This window comes from Actinomadura sp. 1N219 (assembly GCF_044326405.1).
Classification (GTDB): Bacteria; Actinomycetota; Actinomycetes; order Streptosporangiales; family Streptosporangiaceae; genus Spirillospora.
On record NZ_JBIRAY010000012.1, the window covers coordinates 175,415 to 196,063 of the forward strand.

The following is a 20,649-nucleotide window of genomic DNA, read 5'->3' on the forward strand; positions in this document are numbered from 1 at the left end:
GGGGGTCTGGGGGTCGCCCCCCAGGAAGGCAGGGCCGAGGTGAGCGATACCGTGCGGCGCGGCGCCCGTACCGCGATCCCGATACTCCTGGTCATGCTGCTGTCCCTGGTCCTGCCCGGCTGCCGGGCGATGGAGGGCGTGGGGTCCGGGGACGTCCCGCCGGCCGCGACCGAGACCGCCGCCACCGAGCACGCCAAGCCAAGCGGGCGGCGGCCGGGCGTCGTCAACATCGAGACCGAGCAGTCGCTGAACGGCACCCGCGCCGCCGGGACGGGCATCGTGCTCGACCCGTCCGGGCTCGTCCTGACCAACAACCACGTGATCCAGGGCGCCACCGAGATCAAGGGCACCGACACCGACAACCGCCGCGCCTACGCCGCGCGGGTCGTCGGGTACGACCGGACGGGCGACATCGCGGTGATCCGGCTGACCGGCGCGTCCCGGCTCAAGGCCGCGGTGTTCGCGTCCGCGGCGGACGTGGCGGTCGGCGACACGGTCACCGCCGTCGGGAACGCGGGCGGCAAGGGCGGCACGCCCACCGTCGTCACCGGGAAGGTCACCGCGCTGGAGCAGTCGGTCACCGCGCGTGACGACACCAACGGCACGTCCGAGCGGCTGAGCGGGCTGATCGAGACCAGCGCCCCGATCAAGCCGGGCGACTCGGGCGGGCCGCTGCTGAACACCGCCGGGAAGGTCATCGGGATCAACACCGCCGCGTCCGCCGGGTTCACGATGGACGGGTCCCAGCCGCGGAAGAACCACCGCGGGTACGCGATCCCGACCGACCGGGCCCTGGAGGTCGCCGGGCAGATCCGGCGCGGCGAGTCGTCGTCCACCGTGCACATCGGCCCGACGGCCATGCTCGGCGTGAAGGTCCGCTCCAACGGCAACTCCCCCGGCGCCCTCGTCGCGGAGGTCGTCCCGGGCGCGCCCGCCGAGGCCGCGGGGGTCCCGGTCGGCGCGGCCATCGTGCGGCTGGGCGGCCAGGCCGTCGACACGTCCACGACGCTGACGGCGCTGGTTCTCGCGCATCGTCCCGGCGACGTCGTCCGGGTGGAGTGGACCACCCCGCAGGGGGCGCTCATGGCCGCCACGATCCGGCTGGCGGAGGGCCCGCCGCAGTGACCTCCGCGCACGTGCGACAGTTGGGGGTGTCCAGCCGAGCAGGAGGATGAGTGCGATGAGCCGCAGGGCGCCCGCCGACGACTTCGACGACGCGAGTCTCGACGTTTCACAGCCGAAGGAATGGGCGGCCGGCGTGCCCGGGGTCACGGCCGCGCTGCGCCAGTCGTACGAGCAGATGGGCGTGCGGCGCACCGCGCTGACGCTGCTGCGCGTCAACCAGAAGCAGGGGTTCGACTGCCCGGGCTGCGCGTGGCCCGAGGGCGACCACCGGCACGTCGCCGAGTTCTGCGAGAACGGGGCGAAGGCCGTCGCGGAGGAGGCCACGACGCGGCGGATCACGCGGGAGTTCTTCGCCGGGCACAGCGTGTCGGAGCTGGCGGAGCGGTCCGACCACTGGCTCGGGCAGCAGGGGCGGCTGACCGAGCCGATGCTGAAGCGCGCCGGGTCCGAGCACTACGAGCCGGTGTCGTGGGACGAGGCGTTCCGGCTGCTGGCGTCCGAGCTGACCGCGCTCGACTCGCCGGACGAGGCCGTCTTCTACACCTCCGGCCGGACGAGCAACGAGGCCGCGTTCGCCTACCAGCTGTTCGTCCGCGCCTTCGGGACGAACAACCTCCCCGACTGCAGCAACATGTGCCACGAGTCGTCCGGGTCGGCGCTGAGCGAGACGATCGGCATCGGGAAGGGCTCGGTGCTGCTGGACGACCTCTACCAGGCCGATCTGATCTTCGTCGTCGGGCAGAACCCGGGCACGAACCACCCGCGGATGCTGTCCGCGCTGGAACGGGCCAAAAAGGAGGGCGCGCGGATCGTCGCGGTGAACCCGCTGCCCGAGGCGGGGCTGATGCGGTTCAAGAACCCGCAGCGCGCGTCCGGCCTCGCCGGGCGGGGCACGATGCTGGCCGACCGGTTCCTGCAGATCCGGCTGAACGGCGACCTCGCGCTGTTCCAGGCCCTGAACCGGATGCTCCTCGAATCGGACGCGCCCGACGCCGTCGACCGCGACTTCCTCGCCGCGCACTCCCACGGGTTCGAGGAGTTCGAGAAGCACGTCCTCGGCCTGGACTGGGACGACGTGCTGGAGGCCACCGGCCTGACGCGGGAGGAGATCGCGGCGGCGCTGGACGACGTGCTCGGCGCGAAGAAGATCATCGTGTGCTGGGCGATGGGCCTCACCCAGCACCGCAACTCGGTCCCGACGATCCGCGAGATCGTCAACTTCCTGCTGCTGCGCGGCAACATCGGCCGTCCGGGCGCGGGCGTCTGCCCGGTGCGCGGCCATTCCAACGTCCAGGGCGACCGGACGATGGGCATCTGGGAGAAGCCGAAGCCCGAGTTCCTGGACGCGCTCGCCACAGAATTCGGGTTCGAGCCGCCGCGCGAGCACGGCCTCGACACCGTGGACGCGATCCGCGCCATGCGCGACGGCCGCGCGAAGGTGTTCCTCGGGATGGGCGGCAACTTCGTCCGGGCGACGCCCGACTCCGCCGTCACCGAGGCGGCGCTGCGGAGCTGCCGGCTGACCGCGCAGGTGTCCACCAAGCTCAACCGCTCCCACGCGGTGGCGGGCGAGACGGCGCTGATCCTGCCGACGCTGGGCCGCACCGAACGCGACGTCCAGGAGTCGGGGCCGCAGTTCGTCTCCGTCGAGGACTCGATGGGCATGGTGCACGCGTCCCGGGGCCGGCTGGCCCCGGCGTCCCCGCACCTGCTGTCGGAGGTGTCGATCGTCTGCCGCCTCGCGCGGGCGGTGCTGCCCGGCTCGGGCATCGGCTGGGACGCGATGGAGCGCGACTACGACGTCGTCCGCGACCACGTCTCCCGGGTCGTCCCCGGCTTCGAGCGCTACAACGCCCGCGTCCGGGAGCCGGGCGGGTTCACGCTCCCGCACGCGCCGCGCGACGAGCGCAGGTTCCCGACCGCGACGGGCAAGGCCAACCTGACGGTGAACGAGCTGGACGTCCTGCGGGTCCCGGAGGGGCGGCTGCTGCTGCAGACCGTCCGGAGCCACGACCAGTACAACACCACGATCTACGGCCTGGACGACCGCTACAGGGGCATCAAGGCCGGACGCCGCGTCGTGTTCGTCAACCCGTCCGACCTGGCCGCCCTCGGCCTGGACGACGGCGCGATGGTCGACCTCGTCTCGGAATGGGCCGATCCTTCCGCGGGCACGGTGGAGCGGCGGGCGCCGTCGTTCCGCCTCGTGTCCTATCCGACCGCGCGGGGCTGCGCCGCGGCGTACTTCCCGGAGACGAACGTCCTCGTCCCGCTCGACAGCACCGCCGAGATCAGCAACACCCCGACGTCCAAGTCGATCGTCGTGCGGCTGGAGCCGGCGGACTGAGAACGCGGCCGGGCGCCCCGTCCGGCCGCCGGTCCCCGGGTATGTCTGTTGATACTGTTATGGATCACTGCCCGGTGGACCAATGGGGACGTCGATGTCACTGCGCCACGCGCTGCTCGCCACGCTGACCGCCCAGCCCATGACCGGGTACGAGCTGGTCAAGTACTTCGACGGCAGCGTCGCGTACGTGTGGAGCGCGCCGCACAGCCAGATCTATCCGGAGCTGCGCCGGATGGAGCGCGACGGCCTGGTCGGCGTCGAGGTCGTGCCGCGGGGCGAGCGCGCCGAGAAGCGGGTCTACTCGATCAACGAGGCGGGCACCGCCGAGCTGCAGCGGTGGGAGCGGGAGCCCACCCCGTACCAGTCCGAGCGCGACCCGTACCGGCTGAAGGCGGCGCACTTCGAGCAGGCCACCTACGAGGCGGCCCGCCACCAGCTCCAGGAGCACCTGCGCCACTTCACCCGCGCGCTCCGGGACTGGGAGCAGATGCTGGCCGACCTGGACGCGCGCCGGGTGTCGCTGCTGCGCCGCCGCCTGGAGCAGCGGCCCGAGGAGGAGCACGAGGCGATCGTCGCGTTCCGCAAGCTCGCCTTCCGGGGCGAGGTCCTCAAGGCCCGGGCCGAGATCGCGTGGGCGGAGGAGGGCCTCGCCCTGCTCGACGAGCTGGAGGGCAAGGGCGTTCCGCTGCGCGGCGAGCGCTGACGCGGCCGGAACGCGGACGCGCCGGGACGCCAGGGCGCCGGCGCGGTCAGCGCAGGAGTGAGCGGACGCGGTCGGGGGTGAGCGGCAGCCGGGTGACCGGCGCGTCCGGGCCGAGCGCGTCGGCGACCGCGTTGGCGATCGCGGCGGGCGTGGCGACCATCCCCGCCTCCCCCGCGCCCTTCGCGCCCAGCGGGTTGGACGCGGGCGGGCGGTGCTCGACCACCACGGTCTCGATCTCGGGCAGCTCCGCCGCGGTCGGCATCCGGTAGTCGCCGAAGGTCGTGGACAGCGGCTGCCCCTGCGCGTCGTAGAGGAGCTCCTCCAGCAGCGCGCCGCCGATCCCCTGCGAGGCGGCGCCCGCGAGCTGCCCGCGGACCAGGGCCGGGTTGATCGCCCGTCCCACGTCGTGCATGACGATGTGGCGCAGCACCCGGACGCGCCCGGTCGGACGGTCCACGCCGACGAGCGACAGCGCGCCGCCGAACGAGAACGTCGGGCTGGGCTTGTCGAACCGGCCGCGTCCCTCCCCCAGCTTGCCGACCGGCAGCAGCGCCCCGCCCGCGCGGACGGAGCCCGCCGCGAACTCGACGTCGCCGGGGTCCGCGCCGAGCGCCTCGGCGGCCCTGGCGCGCAGGTCCCGCGCGGCGAGCAGGACGGCGTTCCCCGCGACCGGCGTGGAGCGGCTCGCGAACGCGCCGAAGCCCATGGGGATCTCGTCGGTGCCGGAGACGTCGACCGTGACGTCCCGGACGGGGACGCGCAGGACGTCCGCGGCGATCTGCGCGATCACCGTCTCGACGCCCTGCCCGAGCGAGCTGGACCCGATGTGCACGGTGAACCCGCCGGCGGCGTCCGGGACGACGCGGGCCTCCTCGAACGGCCCGATCGCGCCGATCTCGATGTAGGCGGCGAGGCCGACGCCGACGCATTCGCCTCCGGCGCGGCGCCGGGCGGCCTCGCGCTTGAGGCCGTCGTATCCGGCGGCGTCCAGCAGCTCGTCCAGGGCGGACGGGTAGTCGCCGCTCTCGTAGGTGATCGCGGGGACGGCCGAGCCCTCGGCCATCGCGAACGTGAACGGCATCGCGTCGGCCGTGATCAGGTTGCGCCGCCGCAGCTCGGCCGGGTCGGCGCCGAGACGCGCGGCCAGCATGTCCAGCAAGCGCTCGCGGGCGAACGTCGCCTCGGTCATGCCCGGCCCGCGGTAGGTGCCGACCGGGGTGCGGTTGGTGATGACGCCGGCCGACTCGACGGAGAACGCCGCCCAGCGGTACGGGCCCGCGATCTGCTGCGCGGGCAGCAGCTCCGGCAGGATGCCCTGGGAGCGGACGTAGGCGCCGTGGTCGGCGACGGCCCGGTCGCGGAAGGCGAGCAGCCGCCCGCCGGCCGTGGCCGCGATCTCCAGCTCGTGCTCCTGCTCGCGGGCGTGGTTGGTGGCGACGAAGTGCTCGGCGCGGTCCTCTACCCACTTCACCGGGCGGCGCAGCCGCAGCGCGAGGAACGCGACCAGGAAGTCCTCCGGGTAGGTCTCGCCGCGCACGCCGAAGCCGCCGCCGACGTTCACCTCCGCGACCCGGATCCGGTCGGCGGGGATGCCGAGCATCCCGGCGAGCGCCTGCCGCACCGAGTGCTTGACCTTGGCGCCGCCCCACAGCGTCAGCCGCCCGGTGACCTCGTCGACCTCCGCGAGGAGGCCGCGGGTCTCCATCGGGACGGCGGTGTGCCGGTGCATGCGGAACCGCTCCCGGACGACGACGTCCGCGGCGGCGAACGCGGCGTCCACGTCGCCGTGGGTGAGCGGGACGGTGTTGACGACGTTCGTGCCCACCTCCGGGTGGACGGGCTCGGCGTCCGCCGCGTCGGCGAGGACGGTGACCGGGGGCAGCTCGTCCAGGTCGACGTCGACGAGTTCGGCCGCGTCCTCGGCGACGTAGGGGTCGGCCGCGACGACGACGGCGATCGGCTCGCCCACGTACCGGACGACGTCGCGCGCGAGCGGCGGCTGCAGGAACCGGTTCGCCTCCGGGGTCTCGAACATCGGCAGCCGGATGGGGATGCGGACGTCCGGCAGGTCGGCGGCGGTGAGCACGGCCACCACCCCCGGATGCGCCGCGGCCTCGGTCACGTCGATCGAGGCGATCCGCGCGTGCGCGATCGGGCTGCGCACGACGCGGACGTGGACCTCGCCGTCGCGGCGCAGGTCGGCCACGTAGCGCGCGGTGCCCGCGAGGAGCGCGGCGTTGGCGTCCCGCCGCACGTCGTCGCCGATGATCTGGGTCACGGCCTGCCTCCCTCGTCCGTTTCGTCGATGAGCCGGGTCAGCGCCCGTTCGACCAGCGCCGCGACGAGGTCGCGGCGGAACGCCGCCCCGGCGAAGGCGTCCTCGCCCGGCTCGGCCTCGGCGGCCGCGATCCGCGCGGCGGCAGCGGCGGCGTCCGGGGTGAGCGCGGCGCCGTCCAGCGACGCCTCCGCCTCCCGCGCCCGGACGGGGACGGGCCCGACGGACCCGAGCGCGATCCGGACGTGCCGTGCGGCGCCGTCCTCCCCCGGCGCGAGCGCGACCGCCGCCGAGACGAGCGCGAAGTCGCCGGAGCGGGCGGTGAACTCCTCGAACGCGCTGCGGAGTCCGGGCGGCGGCGCGGGGAACTCGGCCCGCACGAGCACCTCCGCCGGGTCAATGACCGTCATGAACGGGCCCGTGAAGAACTCCGCCGCCGGGACGGTCCGCATCCCGGCCGCCGACCGCAGCACGAACGCCGCGTCGAGCGCGAGGGCCACGACGGGCAGCTCGGCGGACGGGTCGGCGTGCGCGATGCTGCCGCCGAACGTCCCGCGCTCCCTGATCGGCAGGTGCCCGATCAGCGCGGCCGCCTCCCGGACCGCCCGCCACGGCCCGGCGAGCCCGGCGGAGCGTTCCACTGCGGCGTGCCGGGCGAGCCCGCCGATCGCGAGGCCGCCGCCGGACGGGTCGATGCCGTCCAGGCCGGGCAGGCGGCCGATGTCGACCAGGTGCGTCGGCCTGGCGAGCCGGTAGGACAGCAGCGGCAGGAGGCTCTGCCCGCCCGCGAGGAGCTTGGCCTCGTCCCCGGCCTCGGCGACCAGCGCGAGCGCCTCGCCGAGGGTCGCGGCCCGCGCGTAGGCGAACGGCGGCGGCTTCACCTCGGGCTCCCGGCCAGCTCCCGCTGCGCGGCGAGGACGGCGTTCAGGATCGGCACGCCCCCGGTGCAGCGGCACAGGTTGGAGCTGATCACCTCGCGGACCCGGTCAGGGGACGCGTCCGGCTCGGCGCGGAGCAGCCCGGCGGCGAGCATCAGGAACCCGGGCGTGCAGAACCCGCACTGGAGCGCGCCGCCCTCGTCGAACGCGCGCCGCAGCGCCGGCAGCTCGGGCGCGCCGCCCTCGATCGTCTCGATCCGCGAGCCCTCCGCCTGGACCGCCAGCGCCAGGCACGACCGGGCGGGACGGCCGTCCATCAGCACCGTGCAGGCCCCGCAGACCCCGTGCTCGCAGCCGAGGCGCGTCCCGGTGAGCCCGTGGTCGCGCAGCGCGTCGGCCAGGGTCCGCCGCGGCGGGACGCGGACCGTCTCCGCGCGGTCGTTGACGTCCAGCGCGCACGCCACCGTGTCGTCCTCGGCCGTCCATCGCCCCACGTCGCCCGCCTCCTCCATAGGTCTCGATATATGTATCAAATTACATAAGTGCCGGGAGCGTCGCAATCCCCTCAGGCGGACAGGCGCTCGATCGCGTCCGAGATCCGGCGGGCGTCCCAGCCCGCGGCGAGGGCGAGCGACAGCAGGACGCGCGCCTTGTACGGGTCGAGCGCGCCACCGCAGATCAGCCCCCGTCCCAGCAGGTCGCTCTCGGAGCCGGGGAACGCGTAGGTGTCGCGGAACCCCTCCCCCGCGCCCGTCCGGGACGCCAGGACGACCGGCAGCGACTCCGCGAGCCGGGCCGCCTCGTCCGCCATCCGGTGCGGCAGGTGACCCGCGCCGAACGCGGCCACCACCGCCCCCGCGTAGCCCAGTCCGGGAAGGCGGGACAGGACGCGGCCGTCGTCCCCGAGCGCGGCCGTGACGAGCGCGACCGGCGGCGGCTCCGCGCCCGGCGGCGGGGCGACCCGCACGCGCCGCGCGGGACGCAGCGGGATCCGGACGCGGTCCTCGGCGACCCAGCCGATCGGCCCGATCCCCGCGCCGCCGAACGCCGACGGCCGCGAGGTGTGGCCCTTGCGCACGAACCGCGCCGCGTGGATCTCGTCGTTCATGACCACGACGGTCCCGGCGCCGGCGGCGGCCCCGCTCGCGGCGACCCGCACGGCGGCCAGCAGGTTCGCCGCGCCGTCCGCGCCCGGCATGTCCGGGTTGCGCATGGCGCCGGTCACCACGACCGGACGGTCCGACCCGCACAGCAGGTCGAGCGCGAACGCGGTCTCTTCGAGAGTGTCGGTGCCCTGGGTGACGACCACGCCGTCCGCGCCGTCCCGGCCGCCTTCGAGCAGTTCCCCGGCCCGCGCGGCGACCGCCGTGACGTCGCCGAGCCGCAGCTCCGCCCCCGGCACGGGGCGCACGGCGTCGAAGCCGATCTCGGCGACGGACGCAAGCGCGGGCACCCCGGCCACCAGCGCGCGGGCGTCGAGCTCCGGCCGGACGCCCTGCCCCCGCCCCCGGCCGGTCATCGCGATCGTGCCCCCGAGCGCGAGCACATGGATCCTGCTTCTCGTCCTGACGGGCGTCATGGCGGGCACCTCCTGCGGGCCGCGTCCGGGCCGCCCCTTGACGGCCGCCGCGCACCTGGTTAGCTTTTAAGTATCACGATACATAAATCTGTACATGAATGGAGGCGAAGGTGGTCTGCTGGCCGTTGCCCGTGATCCACGAGATGAGCGAACGACAGGAGGACTTCGTCCCGCCGAACCTCAGCCCGCGCGGCCTCGAACTACGCCCCGAGGAGCTGGCCGACGGCGTGTACGCGCTGATGGCCAACCGGATCCCCAAGGACAACAACGGCCTGATCGTCGGCGATCGCGCCGCGATGGTGATCGACTCGGGCATCACCCCGGGCGTCGGCCGCTACCTCCAGGAGGTCGTCGCAGAGCTCACCGACAAGCCCGTCCGGTACCTGGCCAACACCACCTTCCACGGCGACCACACGTTCGGGAACTCCGCCTTCGGCGACGACGTCACGCTCGTCTCGTCCCGGCTCAACAAGGCGTCCATGGCGTCGATCTCGCTGGAGCACGAGAAGGAGCTGCGGCTCAGCAGCATGTACGGCGACGACGGCCTGGACGACGTCGTCACCTGGCGCGAGCCGGACCTCGTGTTCGACCGGTTCTGCGAGATCGACCTCGGCGGGCGCGTCGTCCACCTGTGGCACTTCGGGCCCGGCAACGGATCGGGCGACACCGTCGTGCACGTCCCGGACGCGAAGGTGGCGTGGGTCGGCAACTTCCTCCGCCACCACGGCATCCCGCCGATGCTGCTGGCGGGCGACCCGGTCGGCTACGGCCGCTCGATCCAGTCGCTGAAGGCCGCCATCAGGGTGGACACGCTCGTCCCCGGGCACGGGCCGCTCGCCGCCGCCGAGCCGGGCATCAGCTGGCACCTGCACTACCTGCAGCACGTGGCGTCCTCGGTCGCGCGGCTGTGCGACGCGGGCGCGAGCGTGGAGAAGGCGCTCGACGAGGTCGCGCTGGACGACCCGCTGCCGCTGTCGGACGTCGTCCCCGGCGCGGGCCCCGAGGAGGCGGACCGGTTCGCCGCGCTCGTCCGGTCCAACCACCGGCTGAACGTCCTGCTCACCTACCGCTGGCTCGCGGGCACGTCCGCCATAGGCCAGGGGGGCTGAGATGCGGATCGAGAACACCTTCACCGTGCCCGTCCCGGTGGACGAGGCGTGGACCGTCCTGCTCGACGTCGAGCGGGTCGCGCCCTGCATGCCCGGCGCGACGCTCGAATCGGTGGACGGCGACGTCTTCACCGGCCGGGTCAAGGCGAAGGTCGGGCCGGTCACCCTGACCTACAAGGGGCGGGCCGAGTTCACGTCCCGCGACCCCGCGACACGCACGGCGACGCTCACCGCCAGGGGCAAGGACGCCCGCGGCGCGGGCACCGCCGCCGCCACGGTCACCATGCGGCTCGCCGCCGAGGGCGGGGCGACCCGGGTCGAGGTGCTCACCGACCTCGACATCACCGGCAAGCCCGCGCAGCTGGGCCGCGGCGTCATCGCCGACGTCGGCAACAAGATCATCGGCCAGTTCGCGGACGCGCTGGCCGCACAGCTCACCGCCGAATCCCCCAAGAGCCCCGAGACCGCCGGGCCCGTGGAGAGCCCCAGGCCCGTGGAGCGGGCGCGGGCGGACGACCCGATCGACGTGCTCGGGCTCGCGGGCGGGTCGCTGCTGCGGCGCGTCCTCGCGGCGCTCGCACGCCCGTTCCGCCGCCGCCGCACCGCAGAGGAGAGGACCACACCATGACCTCCGGAACTACCGTCACCGAGGTCCGGACGGACTTCCTGTCCATCCCGCTCGACCGGCCGCTCGTCACCGCCGCCTTCCCCATCCCCGCGATCGACACGGCGCTGGTGCGGGTGCGGACGCGGGACGGGCACGAGGGCGTCGCATGGAGCTTCGCGTTCGGGCGGGGCCGCGTCGCGTCCCTCGTCCGGTTCGTCGAGGACCTCGGCGAGACGCTGGTCGGCGAGGACGCCCTCGCCCGCGAGGCGCACTGGGGGCGGATGGCGGGCGCGTCCGGGTTCATCGGCCGCCGCGGCGTCGCCGCCCTCGCGATGTCCGCGCTGGACACCGCTTGCTGGGACGTCGCGGGCCAGGCCGCCGGACTGCCCGTGCACCGGCTCCTCGGCGGGTTCCGGACCAGGATCGAGACCTACGCCAGCCAGGGCCTGTGGCTCGACCGGACGGTCGACGAGCTGGCGGCGGAGGCCCGCGACCTGGTCGACCAGGGCTTCCGCGCCGTCAAGATGCGGGCCGGGCTCCCCGACCCGGACGAGGACGTCCGGCGCGTCCGGGCCGTCCGCGAGGCCGTCGGCCCGGACGTGAAGCTGATGGTGGACGCCAACCAGGCGTGGGACCTCAAGCGGACGCTCCGCATGGCCCGGCTGTTCGCCGAGCACGACGTCTTCTGGCTGGAGGAGCCCATCCCCCACGGCCGCGTGGACGACTACGCGGCCGCCGCCGCGCGGACGCCGATGCCGCTGTGCACGGGCGAGTCCAACTACTTCAAGGACGAGCTGCTTGCGCTCGCCCGCGCCAGGGCGGCCGACTACGTCATGCCCGACCTGATGCGCATGGGCGGCGTCACCGAGTGGATGAAGGCCGCGCACGTCTGCGAGGCGTTCGGGCTGCCCGTCACGCCGCACCTGTTCATGGAGCACTCGGCGCACCTCGCCTGCGCGGCGCCGAACGCGGTGTGGCAGGAGTACCAGCCCTGGTGGCAGCCGATCATGGAGGAGCCGATCACGGTGCGCGACGGGCACATCGAGCTGCCTGACGTGCCGGGATTCGGGATCCGGCTGTCGGAGCCCGCCGTCGCGAAGTACCGGATCTGAGGGACGTCCCGTGGCCTTCCTCGACCTCGTGATCTCCGGCGGCACCGTCGTCACCGGCTCGGGACGCCGCCGCGCCGACGTCGCCGTCCGCGACGGCCGCGTCGTCGCCCTCAGCGGCGGCGGCCTGCCGGCGCGGCGGCGGGTGGACGCCGCCGGGCTGCTCGTGCTGCCCGGCGGCGTCGACACCCACGTCCACCTCATGGACCCCGGCGCCACCGACCGGGAGGACTTCCCGCACGGCACCCGCGCCGCGGCCGCCGCCGGGACGACGACGATCATCGAGCACGCGCACGGCGAGCCGGTCCGGACCGCAGGCGACCTCGCGGCGAAGACCGCCCACCTGGACGGCCGTGCCAACGTCGACTTCGCGCTCGCCGCGCACGCCTGGCCGGGCGCCGAGCGGGAGGTCCGGCCGCTGTGGGAGGCGGGCGCCGCCTTCTTCAAGGTGTTCACGTGCACCACGCACGGCGTGCCGGGGCATGACGCCGCCGCGCTGCGGCGGCACCTGCGCGCGACCGCCGAGGCGGGCGCGGTCAGCCTGCTGCACTGCGAGGACGAGTCGCTGACCGAGTCCGCGGGCGAGGTGCTGCGCGCGGAGGGCCGCGACGACGGCGGGCTCATCCCGCAGTGGCGCAGCCGCGAGGCGGAGGTCGTCGCGGCGATGGTGGCGGGCGTGCTCGTCCGCAAGGCGGGGGCGCGCGCGGCCGTCGCCCACGTCAGCCATCCCGAGGTCGCCGCGTACCTGGCGCGGGAGCGCGCGGGCGGCGCCCGCCTGTTCGCCGAGACCTGCCCCCAGTACCTGCTGCTCCGCGAGGACGAGGTCCTGGACCACGGCCCGTTCCGCAAGTTCACGCCGCCGGCCCGCGCCCGCTGCGACGCCGACGAGGAGGAGATGTGGCGGCTGCTGCGCGACGGGCCGCTCACGCACGTCTCGTCCGACCACGCGCCGTCGACGCGGGAGCAGAAGACGTCCGGCGGGATCTGGGACGTCCACTTCGGGCTGCCGGGCCTGGACACGACCATGCCCGCGCTCCTCGACGCCGCCGCCCGCCGGCTGATCTCCTACGAGGACGTGGCGCGCCTGTACGCGGAGGTCCCGGCCCGGCTGTACGGGCTCTGGCCCCGCAAGGGCCGCGTCGCGCCGGGCTCCGACGCCGACCTCGTGCTCGTGGACCCGGCGCGGGCGTGGACGGCCCGCGACGCCGCCGTCCACTCCAAGGCGGGCTGGACGCCCTACGACGGGCGCGCCTTCACCGGCCGGGTGGTGCGCACCTACCTGCGCGGCGACCTCGTCGCCGAGGACGGCGAACCCGCCGACGCGCGTACCGGGCGCTTCCTCCCCGGCCCCGGCCTGCGGCCCGGATGACGCGCGGGTCGCCGCCCGGCGCGGCCGCGGTCTAGGCTCTGGGCATGACGAACCTCCCCGAGCCCGCCGGAACCCCCGGCACGCCGGAGATGCGCGCCGGCGACGCGGACCGCGAGCGGGTCGCGCAGGTGCTGCGCGAGGCGGCCGGCGACGGGCGGCTGACCCTCGCGGAGCTCGACGAGCGGCTCGACGCGGTCTACGCGGCCAAGACCTACGGGGACCTGGAGCCGATCACCCGCGACCTGCCGTCGCCCGGGACGGCGGCGCCCCCGATGCCGGCCGGGGCGGCCGGGGCGGACTGGCGTCCGCTGGAGGGCGCGCCGACCTGGAAGACCGGGATCGGCATCATGAGCGGGTTCAACCGGACGGGCGTCTGGAACGTCCCCCGCAGGTTCCGGGCGTTCGCGTTCTGGGGCGGCGGCAAGATCGACCTGCGCGAGGCGCGGTTCGACGAGCCGGTGACGACGATCCGCGCGTTCGCGATCATGGGCGGGTTCGAGGTGATCGTCCCGGACGACATCACCGTGCACGTCAAGGGCCTCGGGATCATGGGCGGGTTCGACAACCGGGCCAGCGGACCGGGCGCGCCCGGCGCGCCGACGGTCGTCGTCAAGGGCCTGGCGTTCTGGGGCGGCGTCGGCGTGAAGCGCCGCAGGTCGAGCAGGCAGAAGCGGCGCGAGAAGGAACTGAAGCGCTCCCAGGACGACTGACGGCCGCGCTCAGCGCGCCCCCGTGAACCGCTTCCACGGACGCGCCTGCTCGTAGGCGGCGCACGCGGCCATGACCAGCGCGTCGGCGTGGCGGGCTCCGACGACCTGGAGCCCGATGGGCAGCCCGCCGGACGTGAAGCCGCACGGCACGCTCGCCGCGGGCTGCTGGGTCATGTTGAACGGGTAGGTGAACGGCGTCCAGCTCGTCCAGCGGCGGGACGCCGACCCCGGCGGCACCTCGACGCCCGCCTCGAACGCGGCGATCGGCATCGTCGGGGTGATCAGCAGGTCGTACCGCTCGTGGAACAGACCCATGAGGCGGCCCAGGTCCATGCGGCGGGCGGTGGCGGTGAGGTACTCGACGGCCGAGTACCGGGCGCCCTGCTCGCAGATCTCCCGCAGGCCGGGGTCGAGCCGCGCGCGGGCCTCCGGCGAGAGCTTCTCCACGACCTTGGCGGCGCCCGCGAACCACAGCACCTCGAACTCCTCGACCGGGTCGGCGAAGCCGGGGTCGGCCTGCTCGACCTTCGCGCCGAGCTCGGCGAACGCCTCGGCCGCGGCCGCGACGGACGCCGCGATCTCCGGATCGACCTCCGCGAACCCGAGGTCGGGGCTGAACGCGACGCGCAGGCCGGTCAGGTCGTCCGGGCCGGGCTCGCTGAACACGACGTCCGGCGGCGGCAGCGCCGACCAGTCGCGGCCGTCGGCGCCGCAGACCGCGTCGAGCAGCAGCGCCGCGTCCGCGACGGTGTTGGTCATCGGGCCGGTGTGCGCGAGCGTCCCGAACGCGCTCGCCGGGTAGTGCGGGATGCGGCCGTAAGTCGGCTTGATGGTGAAGGTCCCGGTGAACGCGGCGGGGATGCGGACCGAGCCGCCGCCGTCGGTGCCGAGCGCGAGCGGGGCCATGCCCGCCGCGACGGCCGCCGCCGCGCCGCCGGACGACCCGCCGGGCGTGCGGGACGGGTCCCACGGGTTGCGGGTGACGCCGTCGACCGGGTTGTCGGTCACGCCCTTCCACGCGAACTCCGGCGTGGTCGTCTTGCCGACGAACACCGCGCCCTGCTCGCGGAGGCGGGCGACGGCCGGGGAGTCCTCGTCCCAGGGGCCTGCCGGGTCGGCGGTCGCTGAGCCGCGCAGCGTCGGCCAACCGCGGGTGAGCAGGATGTCCTTGATCGAGACGGGCACGCCGTCCAGCGGGCCCAGCGTCGCGCCGCGCCGCCTGCGGTCGGCGGCGGATTTGGCCATGTCGAGCGTGGTCTCCGCGTCGACGAGGCAGAACGCGTTGAGCTCCGGGTCGTCCCGCTCGATCCGGGCGAGGACGGCCTCGGCCGCCTCGACCGGCGAGAGCGTCCCGGCCTCGTACGCCTCGATCAGTTCGGTCGCGGTCAGGTCGGCCGCGTCGGTCATGACTGCCCCCTCTGCTCTGACCCGGACCCGGATGAGGTTCCGACGTAGCCGAGCCGCTTGTCCACGACGTTGCGGAGCGGGCGGCCCGCCGCGTAGCGGCCGAGGTTGTCGGCGAACAGCCGGACCAGCTCGTCGCGCCAGCCGACCACGTCGCCCGACATGTGCGGCGAGACGATCACGTTCGGCATGGCCCAGAGCGGCGACGACGGCGGGAGCGGCTCGTCCTCGAACACGTCCAGCGCCGCGCCCGCGATGCGCCCGTCGCGCAGCGCCTTGACGAGGTCGGCCTCGGCCACCAGCGCGCCGCGCCCCACGTTGACCAGCCGCGCTGACGGGCGCATCCGGTCCAGCGCCGCGGCGTCGATCATGCCGCGGGTCTGCGGCGTGAGCGGCGCGGCCAGCACGACGTAGTCGGCGGCGGCGAGCGCCTCGTCCAGCCGCTCCATCGGGTGGACGGCGCCGAGGTCGGGATCGGCGTCGCGGGCGGTGCGGCCGACCCCGGAGACCGCCAGGCCCGCGGCGGACAGGCGGCGGCCGATCGCGCGGCCGATCGGCCCGGTGCCGACGACCAGCGCGCGGGCGCCGGTGATCCCCTCGGTCTCGCGGTGCCGCCAGCGCCGCTCCCCCTGCAGCCTGACGGTCGTGTGCAGGTCCTTCGCGAACGCGAGCACCAGCCCGAGGACGTACTCTGCAATCGGCTCGTCGAAAATGCCGCGCGAGTTGGTGATGACGGCGTCGCCCTCGATCAGGCCGGGGAACATCAGGCGTTCGACGCCCGCGCTGGCTATGTGCACCCAACCCGGCCCGCCGTCGGACGGCCAGGCGCCCGCGACGGCGTCCGAGAGGAAGTCCCACATGAAGAAGACGTCCGCGCCGGGAAGGGCCTCGGCCAGCTCCGGCTCGCGGACGTACCGGACGCGCGCGAGGCGCTCCACGGCGTCCATGCCGCGGGGCGGGACGTCGCCCGTCAGCACCACCACGTCGGGCGGCCCGGCGGGTGCGGGCGGAACATGCTCCATCGGCGCCACATCCAGGGAGAGCAGGGTTTACGCGAAGGCAACACGGGGAGGCATTGACACGCTAGGAACAGTTCGTAGGATTGTCAACAATCAGCGTGGTGCACCGCGGCCCCGGTCACCGCACTGAGACGTGTGCTGCAAGACCGTCGCAACCCGCTGCCCATGCAAGGCCAGGACGGATCCCAGAGCGCTCTAACAGCTCCCCCGGGAGCCAAACACGGAGAGTCCTTTCGGGTGGCGACGCCTTCGCCCACCCCTGTGCACGGGGAGGTCCAGCATGCCGAAGCTCATGACCATCACACTGGAGCGCCGCGGCGTCTCGTGCGTCGCGGAACTGCTGGAGAAGGACGCGCCGCGGACCTGCGAGGCGGTCTGGCGCGCCCTGCCCCTCGGCGGCGACGCGTACCACGCCAAGTACGCCCGCAACGAGGTGTACACGATGGTCGAGCGGTTCTCCGAGGAAGAGGTCGGCCTGGAGAACCCCACCGTCACCCCCATCCCGGGCGACGTCGTCTACTTCTCGTTCGCCGGCGGCATGCTCGACCGGCGGTTCAAGGAGGAGAAGAACATCCACGCCCTGCCCGGCGTCATCGACCTCGCGATCTTCTACGGCCGCAACAACCTGCTGCTGAACGGGGACGTCGGCTGGGTCCCCGGCAACGTGTACGCGACGATCGTCGACGGCCTGGATCGGATGGCGGAGGCGTGCAACGACGTCTGGCGATCCGGTGGAGCCGGCGAGCGCCTGGTCTACAGCCGTGCCGAAGCTTAGAGCGGTGGCCGCGCAGATGACATTCGACCCCACGCTGGTCGTCGGCCCCGAGTTGCTGGCCCAGCACGGCATCGGCGTCGTCGCGCCCTTCGACTTCGCCCTCGACCGTGAGCTGTGGCGGTGGACGCCCGACGACGTGTCGCTCTACATGACCCGGCTGCCGTACGTGCCCGTGCCGGTCACGGTCGAGATGGCGTCCGCGCTGTCAGACCAGTCGATCGTCCGGCAGGCCACGCGGGACGTGCTGGCGCCCGAGCCGCTCGCCGTCGCCTACGCCTGCGCCTCGGGCAGCTTCATCCGCGGCAAGGCGGGCGAGATCCAGCTGCACCAGTCGATGCTGTCGGCCGGGGCGCCGGTCTCGACGACGACGTCCGGCGCGCTGGTGGAGTCGCTGGCGCTGCTCAACGTCCGCCGGATCGCGGTCGTGACGCCGTACATCGACGCGGTCACCGAACGGCTGGTGTCGTTCCTCAACGAGTACGGCATCGAGGTCGTGTCGTCCGTCGGGATGGGGCTGCTCAGCCACATCTGGAAGGTCGGGTACGGCGAGATCGTGTCGGCGGTGTCGACGGTCGACGGCCCGGAGGCCGACGCCGTCTACATCAGCTGCACGAACGTGCCGACCTACGACATCATCGCGCCGCTGGAACAGATGATCGGCAAGCCGGTCCTCACGGCCAACCAGGTCACGATGTGCACCGCGCTGCGCGCGATGGGCCGCTCGGCGGCCGGTCCTGGGCAGTCGCTGGTGCAGCTGGCACCGTCCACGGCGGCGTGATCGCCATGAGCGTTAGGATTGCTGACTCCATGCACCAGAACGGGTTGAGCGCCGGATTCCTGTACCCCGGCTACAGCGCCGAGGACGACTACCCCGCCATCGAGCGCGCCCTGGGCGGCGTGCGCCTGCCGGTCGTGCACACGCTGATGCGCGAGGACGCCCACCGCGTCGACGCGCTGCTGGACATCGGCGGCGCCGACGTCCTCGGCGACGGCGCCCGCGCGCTGCGCGAGCTGGGCGTCCAGGCGGCGGTGTGGGCCTGCACCAGCGGGAGCTTCGTGTTCGGCTGGGACGGCGCCGAGCAGCAGGTCCGGGGCGTCGCCGAGGCGGCGGGGGTGCCGGCGTCCAGCACGTCGTTCGCGTTCGTGAACGCGGCGCGCGCGCTCGGCCTGACCAGGGTCGCGGTCGCCGCGACGTACCCGTCCGACGTGGCCGAGCGGTTCGTCGCGTTCCTCGGCCACGCCGGCGTCGAGGTGGTGGCGCTGTCCTGCCGGGGCATCATCACCGCCGCCGAGGTCGGCACCCTCGGCCGCGACGAGGTGCTCGCGTTCGTGGCGGCCAACGACCATCCGGACGCCGAGGCGGTGCTGGTGCCCGACACCGCGCTGCACACCGTGTCCTGGCTCGACGAGCTCGAGGCGCGGATCGGCAAGCCGGTGCTGACCGCCAACCAGGTGAGCGTGTGGGAGGGGCTGCGGCTCGCGTCCGGCCCCGGGGGGATCCCGCCGCGCACCGGGCTGGGCCGGCTGTTCGCCGCGCCCGCGGCCCTCTCCAGCGTCCCCGCCGGCGCCGCGGGCCCGGCCTCCGAGCGGGGACGAGACACCTGGCAGCTATGACGAAAGGGGCCCGCGGCATGGGCCGTTTGGGTGAGCTGGAACCTGTCCCCCGCAAATCGACCGTCGAGATCGTCTCGGACGAGCTGCGCGCGGCGATCATGTACGGGTCGCTGGAGCCCGGCGCGCAGCTCGGCGAGGCCGAGCTGGCCGGGCGGCTCGGCATCAGCCGCGGCCCGCTGCGCGAGGCGATGCAGCGGCTCGTCCAGGAGGGCCTGCTGGTCAGCGAGCCGCACCGCGGGCTGTTCGTGATCACGCTGGACGAGGGCGACGTGGAGGACGTCTACCTCGCCCGGCTCGCGATCGAGCGCGAGGCCTGCCAGCTGATCATGGAGCGGAACCGGGGGGAGGCGGTGGCCCGGCTCACCGACGCGCTGGACGCGCTGGTCGACGCGGCGAGCGAACGCGACCGGATCGCGATGAGCGACGCCGACCAGGCGTTCCACGAGGTGCTCGTCAGCTCGTCGGGCAGCCCCCGGCTGGAGCGGATGGCGCACACCCTGCTGGTGGAGACCCGGATGTGCCTGAACGCGCTGCAGGACACCTATCCGGAGCCGTCCGAGCTGGTGGAGGAGCACCGGCGGCTGGTCGACGCGATCGGCGACGGCGAGGAGGAGCGGCTGCTGACCCTCATCGAGGAGCACATGACCGACTCCATCGACCGGCTCCGCGTGTCCTAGGCGCCCGCGCTTTACATCGTGGCCGAAGGCCGCCTACATTGCAGATTGTCGACAATCTACCGGACGGACCGGAGGACGCATGGCAACGCTGTCACCCCTGCTCAAGCAGGCCACCCCCGTCCTGGCCGAGCGCGGCGAGGGCGTCTACCTCTACGACACCGAAGGCCGCCGCCATCTGGACTTCACCGCGGGCATCGGCGTCACCAACACCGGCCACTGCCACCCGCGCGTGGTCGAGGCCGCGCAGGAGCAGGTCGGGAAGCTGATCCACGGCCAGTACACGACCGTCATGCACGAGCCGCTGCTGCGGCTCACCGAGGCGCTCGGCGAGGTGCTGCCCGAGGGCCTCGACTCGCTCTTCTACCTCAACAGCGGCAGCGAGGCCGTCGAGGCGTCCATCCGGCTGGCCAGGCACGCCACCGGGCGGCAGAACATCGTCGTCTTCCACGGCTCGTTCCACGGCCGGACGATGGGCGCCGCCGCGCTCACCACGGCGGGCACCAAGTTCCGCGCCGGGATCGGCCCGCTGATGCCGGGCGCCGCGATCGCGCCGTTCCCGCAGGCCTACCGGTACGGGTGGTCCGAGGACGAGGCGACCAGGTTCGCGCTCCGCGAACTCGACTACCTGCTCGTCACCGCCAGCCCCGCCTCCGATACGGCCGCCTTCGTCGTGGAACCCGTGCTCGGCGAGGGCGGCTACATCCCGGCGCCGCCCGCGTTCCTGGAGGGCCTGCGCGAGCGCGCCGACCGGCACGGCATCCTGCTGATCATGGACGAGGTGCAGACCGGGTTCGGCCGGACGGGCCGGTTCTGGGGCCACCAGCACGCCGCCGCGGCGCGTCCCGACATCCTGGTCACGGCCAAGGGCCTGGCCAGCGGGTTCCCGCTGTCGGCCATCGCCGCGCCGACCGCGCTGATGGAGAAGGCGCGGCCCGGCTCGCAGGGCGGCACCTACGGCGGCAACGCGGTCGCCTGCGCCGCCGCGCTCGCGACGCTGCGGGTCGTCCAGGACGAGGACCTCCCCGGCAACGCGGCCCGGCAGGGCGCCCGGCTGGCCGACGGCCTGCGCAAGGTCGCCGCCGACCATCCGGCGATCGGGGACGTCCGCGGGCTCGGGCTGATGCAGGCCAGCGAGTTCACCACCCCGGACGGCGAGCCCGACGCCGGGACGGCGCAGCGGGCGCACAAGGCCGCCGCCGACCGCGGGCTGCTGCTGCTGACCTGCGGCGCGTACGGCAACGTCGTCCGGATGATCCCGGCGCTGGTCGTCACCGAGGCGCAGATCGACGACGGGCTCGCCCTCTGGTCGGCCGCGGTGGCGGACGCCGTCGGCTGACCCGCCCGCTCCT

19 protein-coding genes are annotated in these 20,649 nt (G+C 74.1%); 13 read left to right on the forward strand and 6 right to left on the reverse strand.

Features of this window, described 5'->3' with window-relative positions:
- The first annotated feature begins 39 nt into the window (after positions 1–39).
- From ACH35V_RS31610 to ACH35V_RS31620, 3 genes are all read left to right on the forward strand, one after another.
- Positions 40–1,125 (forward strand): S1C family serine protease, encoded by a 1,086-nt coding sequence (locus tag ACH35V_RS31610; protein ID WP_395977989.1) that lies wholly within the window; start codon positions 40–42, stop codon positions 1,123–1,125.
- Positions 1,126–1,180: 55 nt separating this feature from the next.
- The gene (locus tag ACH35V_RS31615; protein ID WP_395977991.1) at positions 1,181–3,472 is read left to right on the forward strand and encodes an FdhF/YdeP family oxidoreductase; all 2,292 of its coding nucleotides are present in this window, start codon (positions 1,181–1,183) and stop codon (positions 3,470–3,472) included.
- A gap of 94 nt (positions 3,473–3,566) precedes the next feature.
- Positions 3,567–4,175, forward strand: a complete 609-nt coding sequence (locus ACH35V_RS31620; RefSeq protein WP_395977993.1) for a PadR family transcriptional regulator — start codon at positions 3,567–3,569, stop codon at positions 4,173–4,175.
- Positions 4,176–4,221: 46 nt separating this feature from the next.
- Here the strand turns inward: ACH35V_RS31620 and ACH35V_RS31625 are convergent, their stop codons facing one another.
- From ACH35V_RS31625 to ACH35V_RS31640, 4 genes are all read right to left on the reverse strand, one after another.
- Positions 4,222–6,453, reverse strand: coding sequence for a xanthine dehydrogenase family protein molybdopterin-binding subunit (locus ACH35V_RS31625; RefSeq protein ID WP_395977995.1), 2,232 nt, complete (start codon positions 6,451–6,453; stop codon positions 4,222–4,224).
- Complete coding sequence (locus tag ACH35V_RS31630) at positions 6,450–7,331, reverse strand: FAD binding domain-containing protein (RefSeq protein WP_395977997.1); 882 nt, start codon at positions 7,329–7,331, stop codon at positions 6,450–6,452. Before ACH35V_RS31630 ends, ACH35V_RS31625 begins: the two co-directional genes overlap by 4 nt.
- Positions 7,328–7,822 carry a (2Fe-2S)-binding protein gene (locus ACH35V_RS31635; protein WP_395977999.1) on the reverse strand — a complete coding sequence of 165 codons (495 nt, stop codon included), beginning with the start codon at positions 7,820–7,822 and terminating at the stop codon, positions 7,328–7,330. The genes ACH35V_RS31630 and ACH35V_RS31635 overlap by 4 nt, the downstream gene beginning before the upstream one ends.
- Positions 7,823–7,893: 71 nt before the next feature.
- On the reverse strand, positions 7,894–8,907 hold the full coding sequence (locus ACH35V_RS31640; protein ID WP_395978001.1) for an asparaginase: 1,014 nt from the start codon (positions 8,905–8,907) through the stop codon (positions 7,894–7,896).
- 143 nt (positions 8,908–9,050) lie between these two features.
- Here ACH35V_RS31640 and ACH35V_RS31645 point away from each other — a divergent pair, with 143 nt between their 5' ends.
- From ACH35V_RS31645 to ACH35V_RS31665, 5 genes are read left to right on the forward strand one after another with little or no spacing between them, the layout of a single operon-like run.
- Complete coding sequence (locus tag ACH35V_RS31645) at positions 9,051–10,016, forward strand: MBL fold metallo-hydrolase (RefSeq protein WP_395978003.1); 966 nt, start codon at positions 9,051–9,053, stop codon at positions 10,014–10,016.
- A 1-nt stretch (position 10,017) separates the two neighbouring features.
- Positions 10,018–10,644, forward strand: a complete 627-nt coding sequence (locus ACH35V_RS31650; protein WP_395978005.1) for an SRPBCC family protein — start codon at positions 10,018–10,020, stop codon at positions 10,642–10,644.
- Entirely contained in the window at positions 10,641–11,735 is a 1,095-nt protein-coding gene (locus ACH35V_RS31655; protein ID WP_395978007.1) for a mandelate racemase/muconate lactonizing enzyme family protein, read from the forward strand. The genes ACH35V_RS31650 and ACH35V_RS31655 overlap by 4 nt, the downstream gene beginning before the upstream one ends.
- A gap of 10 nt (positions 11,736–11,745) precedes the next feature.
- Positions 11,746–13,101, forward strand: a complete 1,356-nt coding sequence (locus ACH35V_RS31660) for a dihydroorotase family protein (RefSeq protein WP_395978009.1) — start codon at positions 11,746–11,748, stop codon at positions 13,099–13,101.
- A 44-nt stretch (positions 13,102–13,145) separates the two neighbouring features.
- Positions 13,146–13,811, forward strand: a complete 666-nt coding sequence (locus ACH35V_RS31665) for a DUF1707 domain-containing protein (protein ID WP_395978011.1) — start codon at positions 13,146–13,148, stop codon at positions 13,809–13,811.
- A gap of 9 nt (positions 13,812–13,820) precedes the next feature.
- On the opposite strand, the gene ACH35V_RS31670 is transcribed toward ACH35V_RS31665, so the two are convergent.
- Positions 13,821–15,218, reverse strand: coding sequence for an amidase (locus ACH35V_RS31670; RefSeq protein WP_395978013.1), 1,398 nt, complete (start codon positions 15,216–15,218; stop codon positions 13,821–13,823).
- The gene (locus ACH35V_RS31675; RefSeq protein WP_395978015.1) at positions 15,215–16,237 is read right to left on the reverse strand and encodes a D-2-hydroxyacid dehydrogenase; all 1,023 of its coding nucleotides are present in this window, start codon (positions 16,235–16,237) and stop codon (positions 15,215–15,217) included. Before ACH35V_RS31675 ends, ACH35V_RS31670 begins: the two co-directional genes overlap by 4 nt.
- Positions 16,238–16,526: 289 nt before the next feature.
- Between ACH35V_RS31675 and ACH35V_RS31680 the strand changes: the two genes are divergently transcribed.
- The 5 genes from ACH35V_RS31680 (at position 16,527) to ACH35V_RS31700 (ending at position 20,636) form a co-directional block, all read left to right on the forward strand.
- Positions 16,527–17,009: a DUF3830 family protein gene (locus tag ACH35V_RS31680; protein ID WP_395978284.1), complete on the forward strand. Its 483-nt coding sequence runs from the start codon at positions 16,527–16,529 to the stop codon at positions 17,007–17,009.
- Positions 17,010–17,025: 16 nt separating this feature from the next.
- Positions 17,026–17,787 (forward strand): Asp/Glu racemase, encoded by a 762-nt coding sequence (locus tag ACH35V_RS31685; protein WP_395978286.1) that lies wholly within the window; start codon positions 17,026–17,028, stop codon positions 17,785–17,787.
- Between the two features lie 29 nt (positions 17,788–17,816).
- Entirely contained in the window at positions 17,817–18,623 is an 807-nt protein-coding gene (locus ACH35V_RS31690; protein WP_395978017.1) for a maleate cis-trans isomerase, read from the forward strand.
- A 17-nt stretch (positions 18,624–18,640) separates the two neighbouring features.
- Positions 18,641–19,300 carry a GntR family transcriptional regulator gene (locus tag ACH35V_RS31695; protein ID WP_395978019.1) on the forward strand — a complete coding sequence of 220 codons (660 nt, stop codon included), beginning with the start codon at positions 18,641–18,643 and terminating at the stop codon, positions 19,298–19,300.
- Between the two features lie 79 nt (positions 19,301–19,379).
- Entirely contained in the window at positions 19,380–20,636 is a 1,257-nt protein-coding gene (locus ACH35V_RS31700; RefSeq protein WP_395978021.1) for an aspartate aminotransferase family protein, read from the forward strand.
- Positions 20,637–20,649 lie beyond the last annotated feature (13 nt).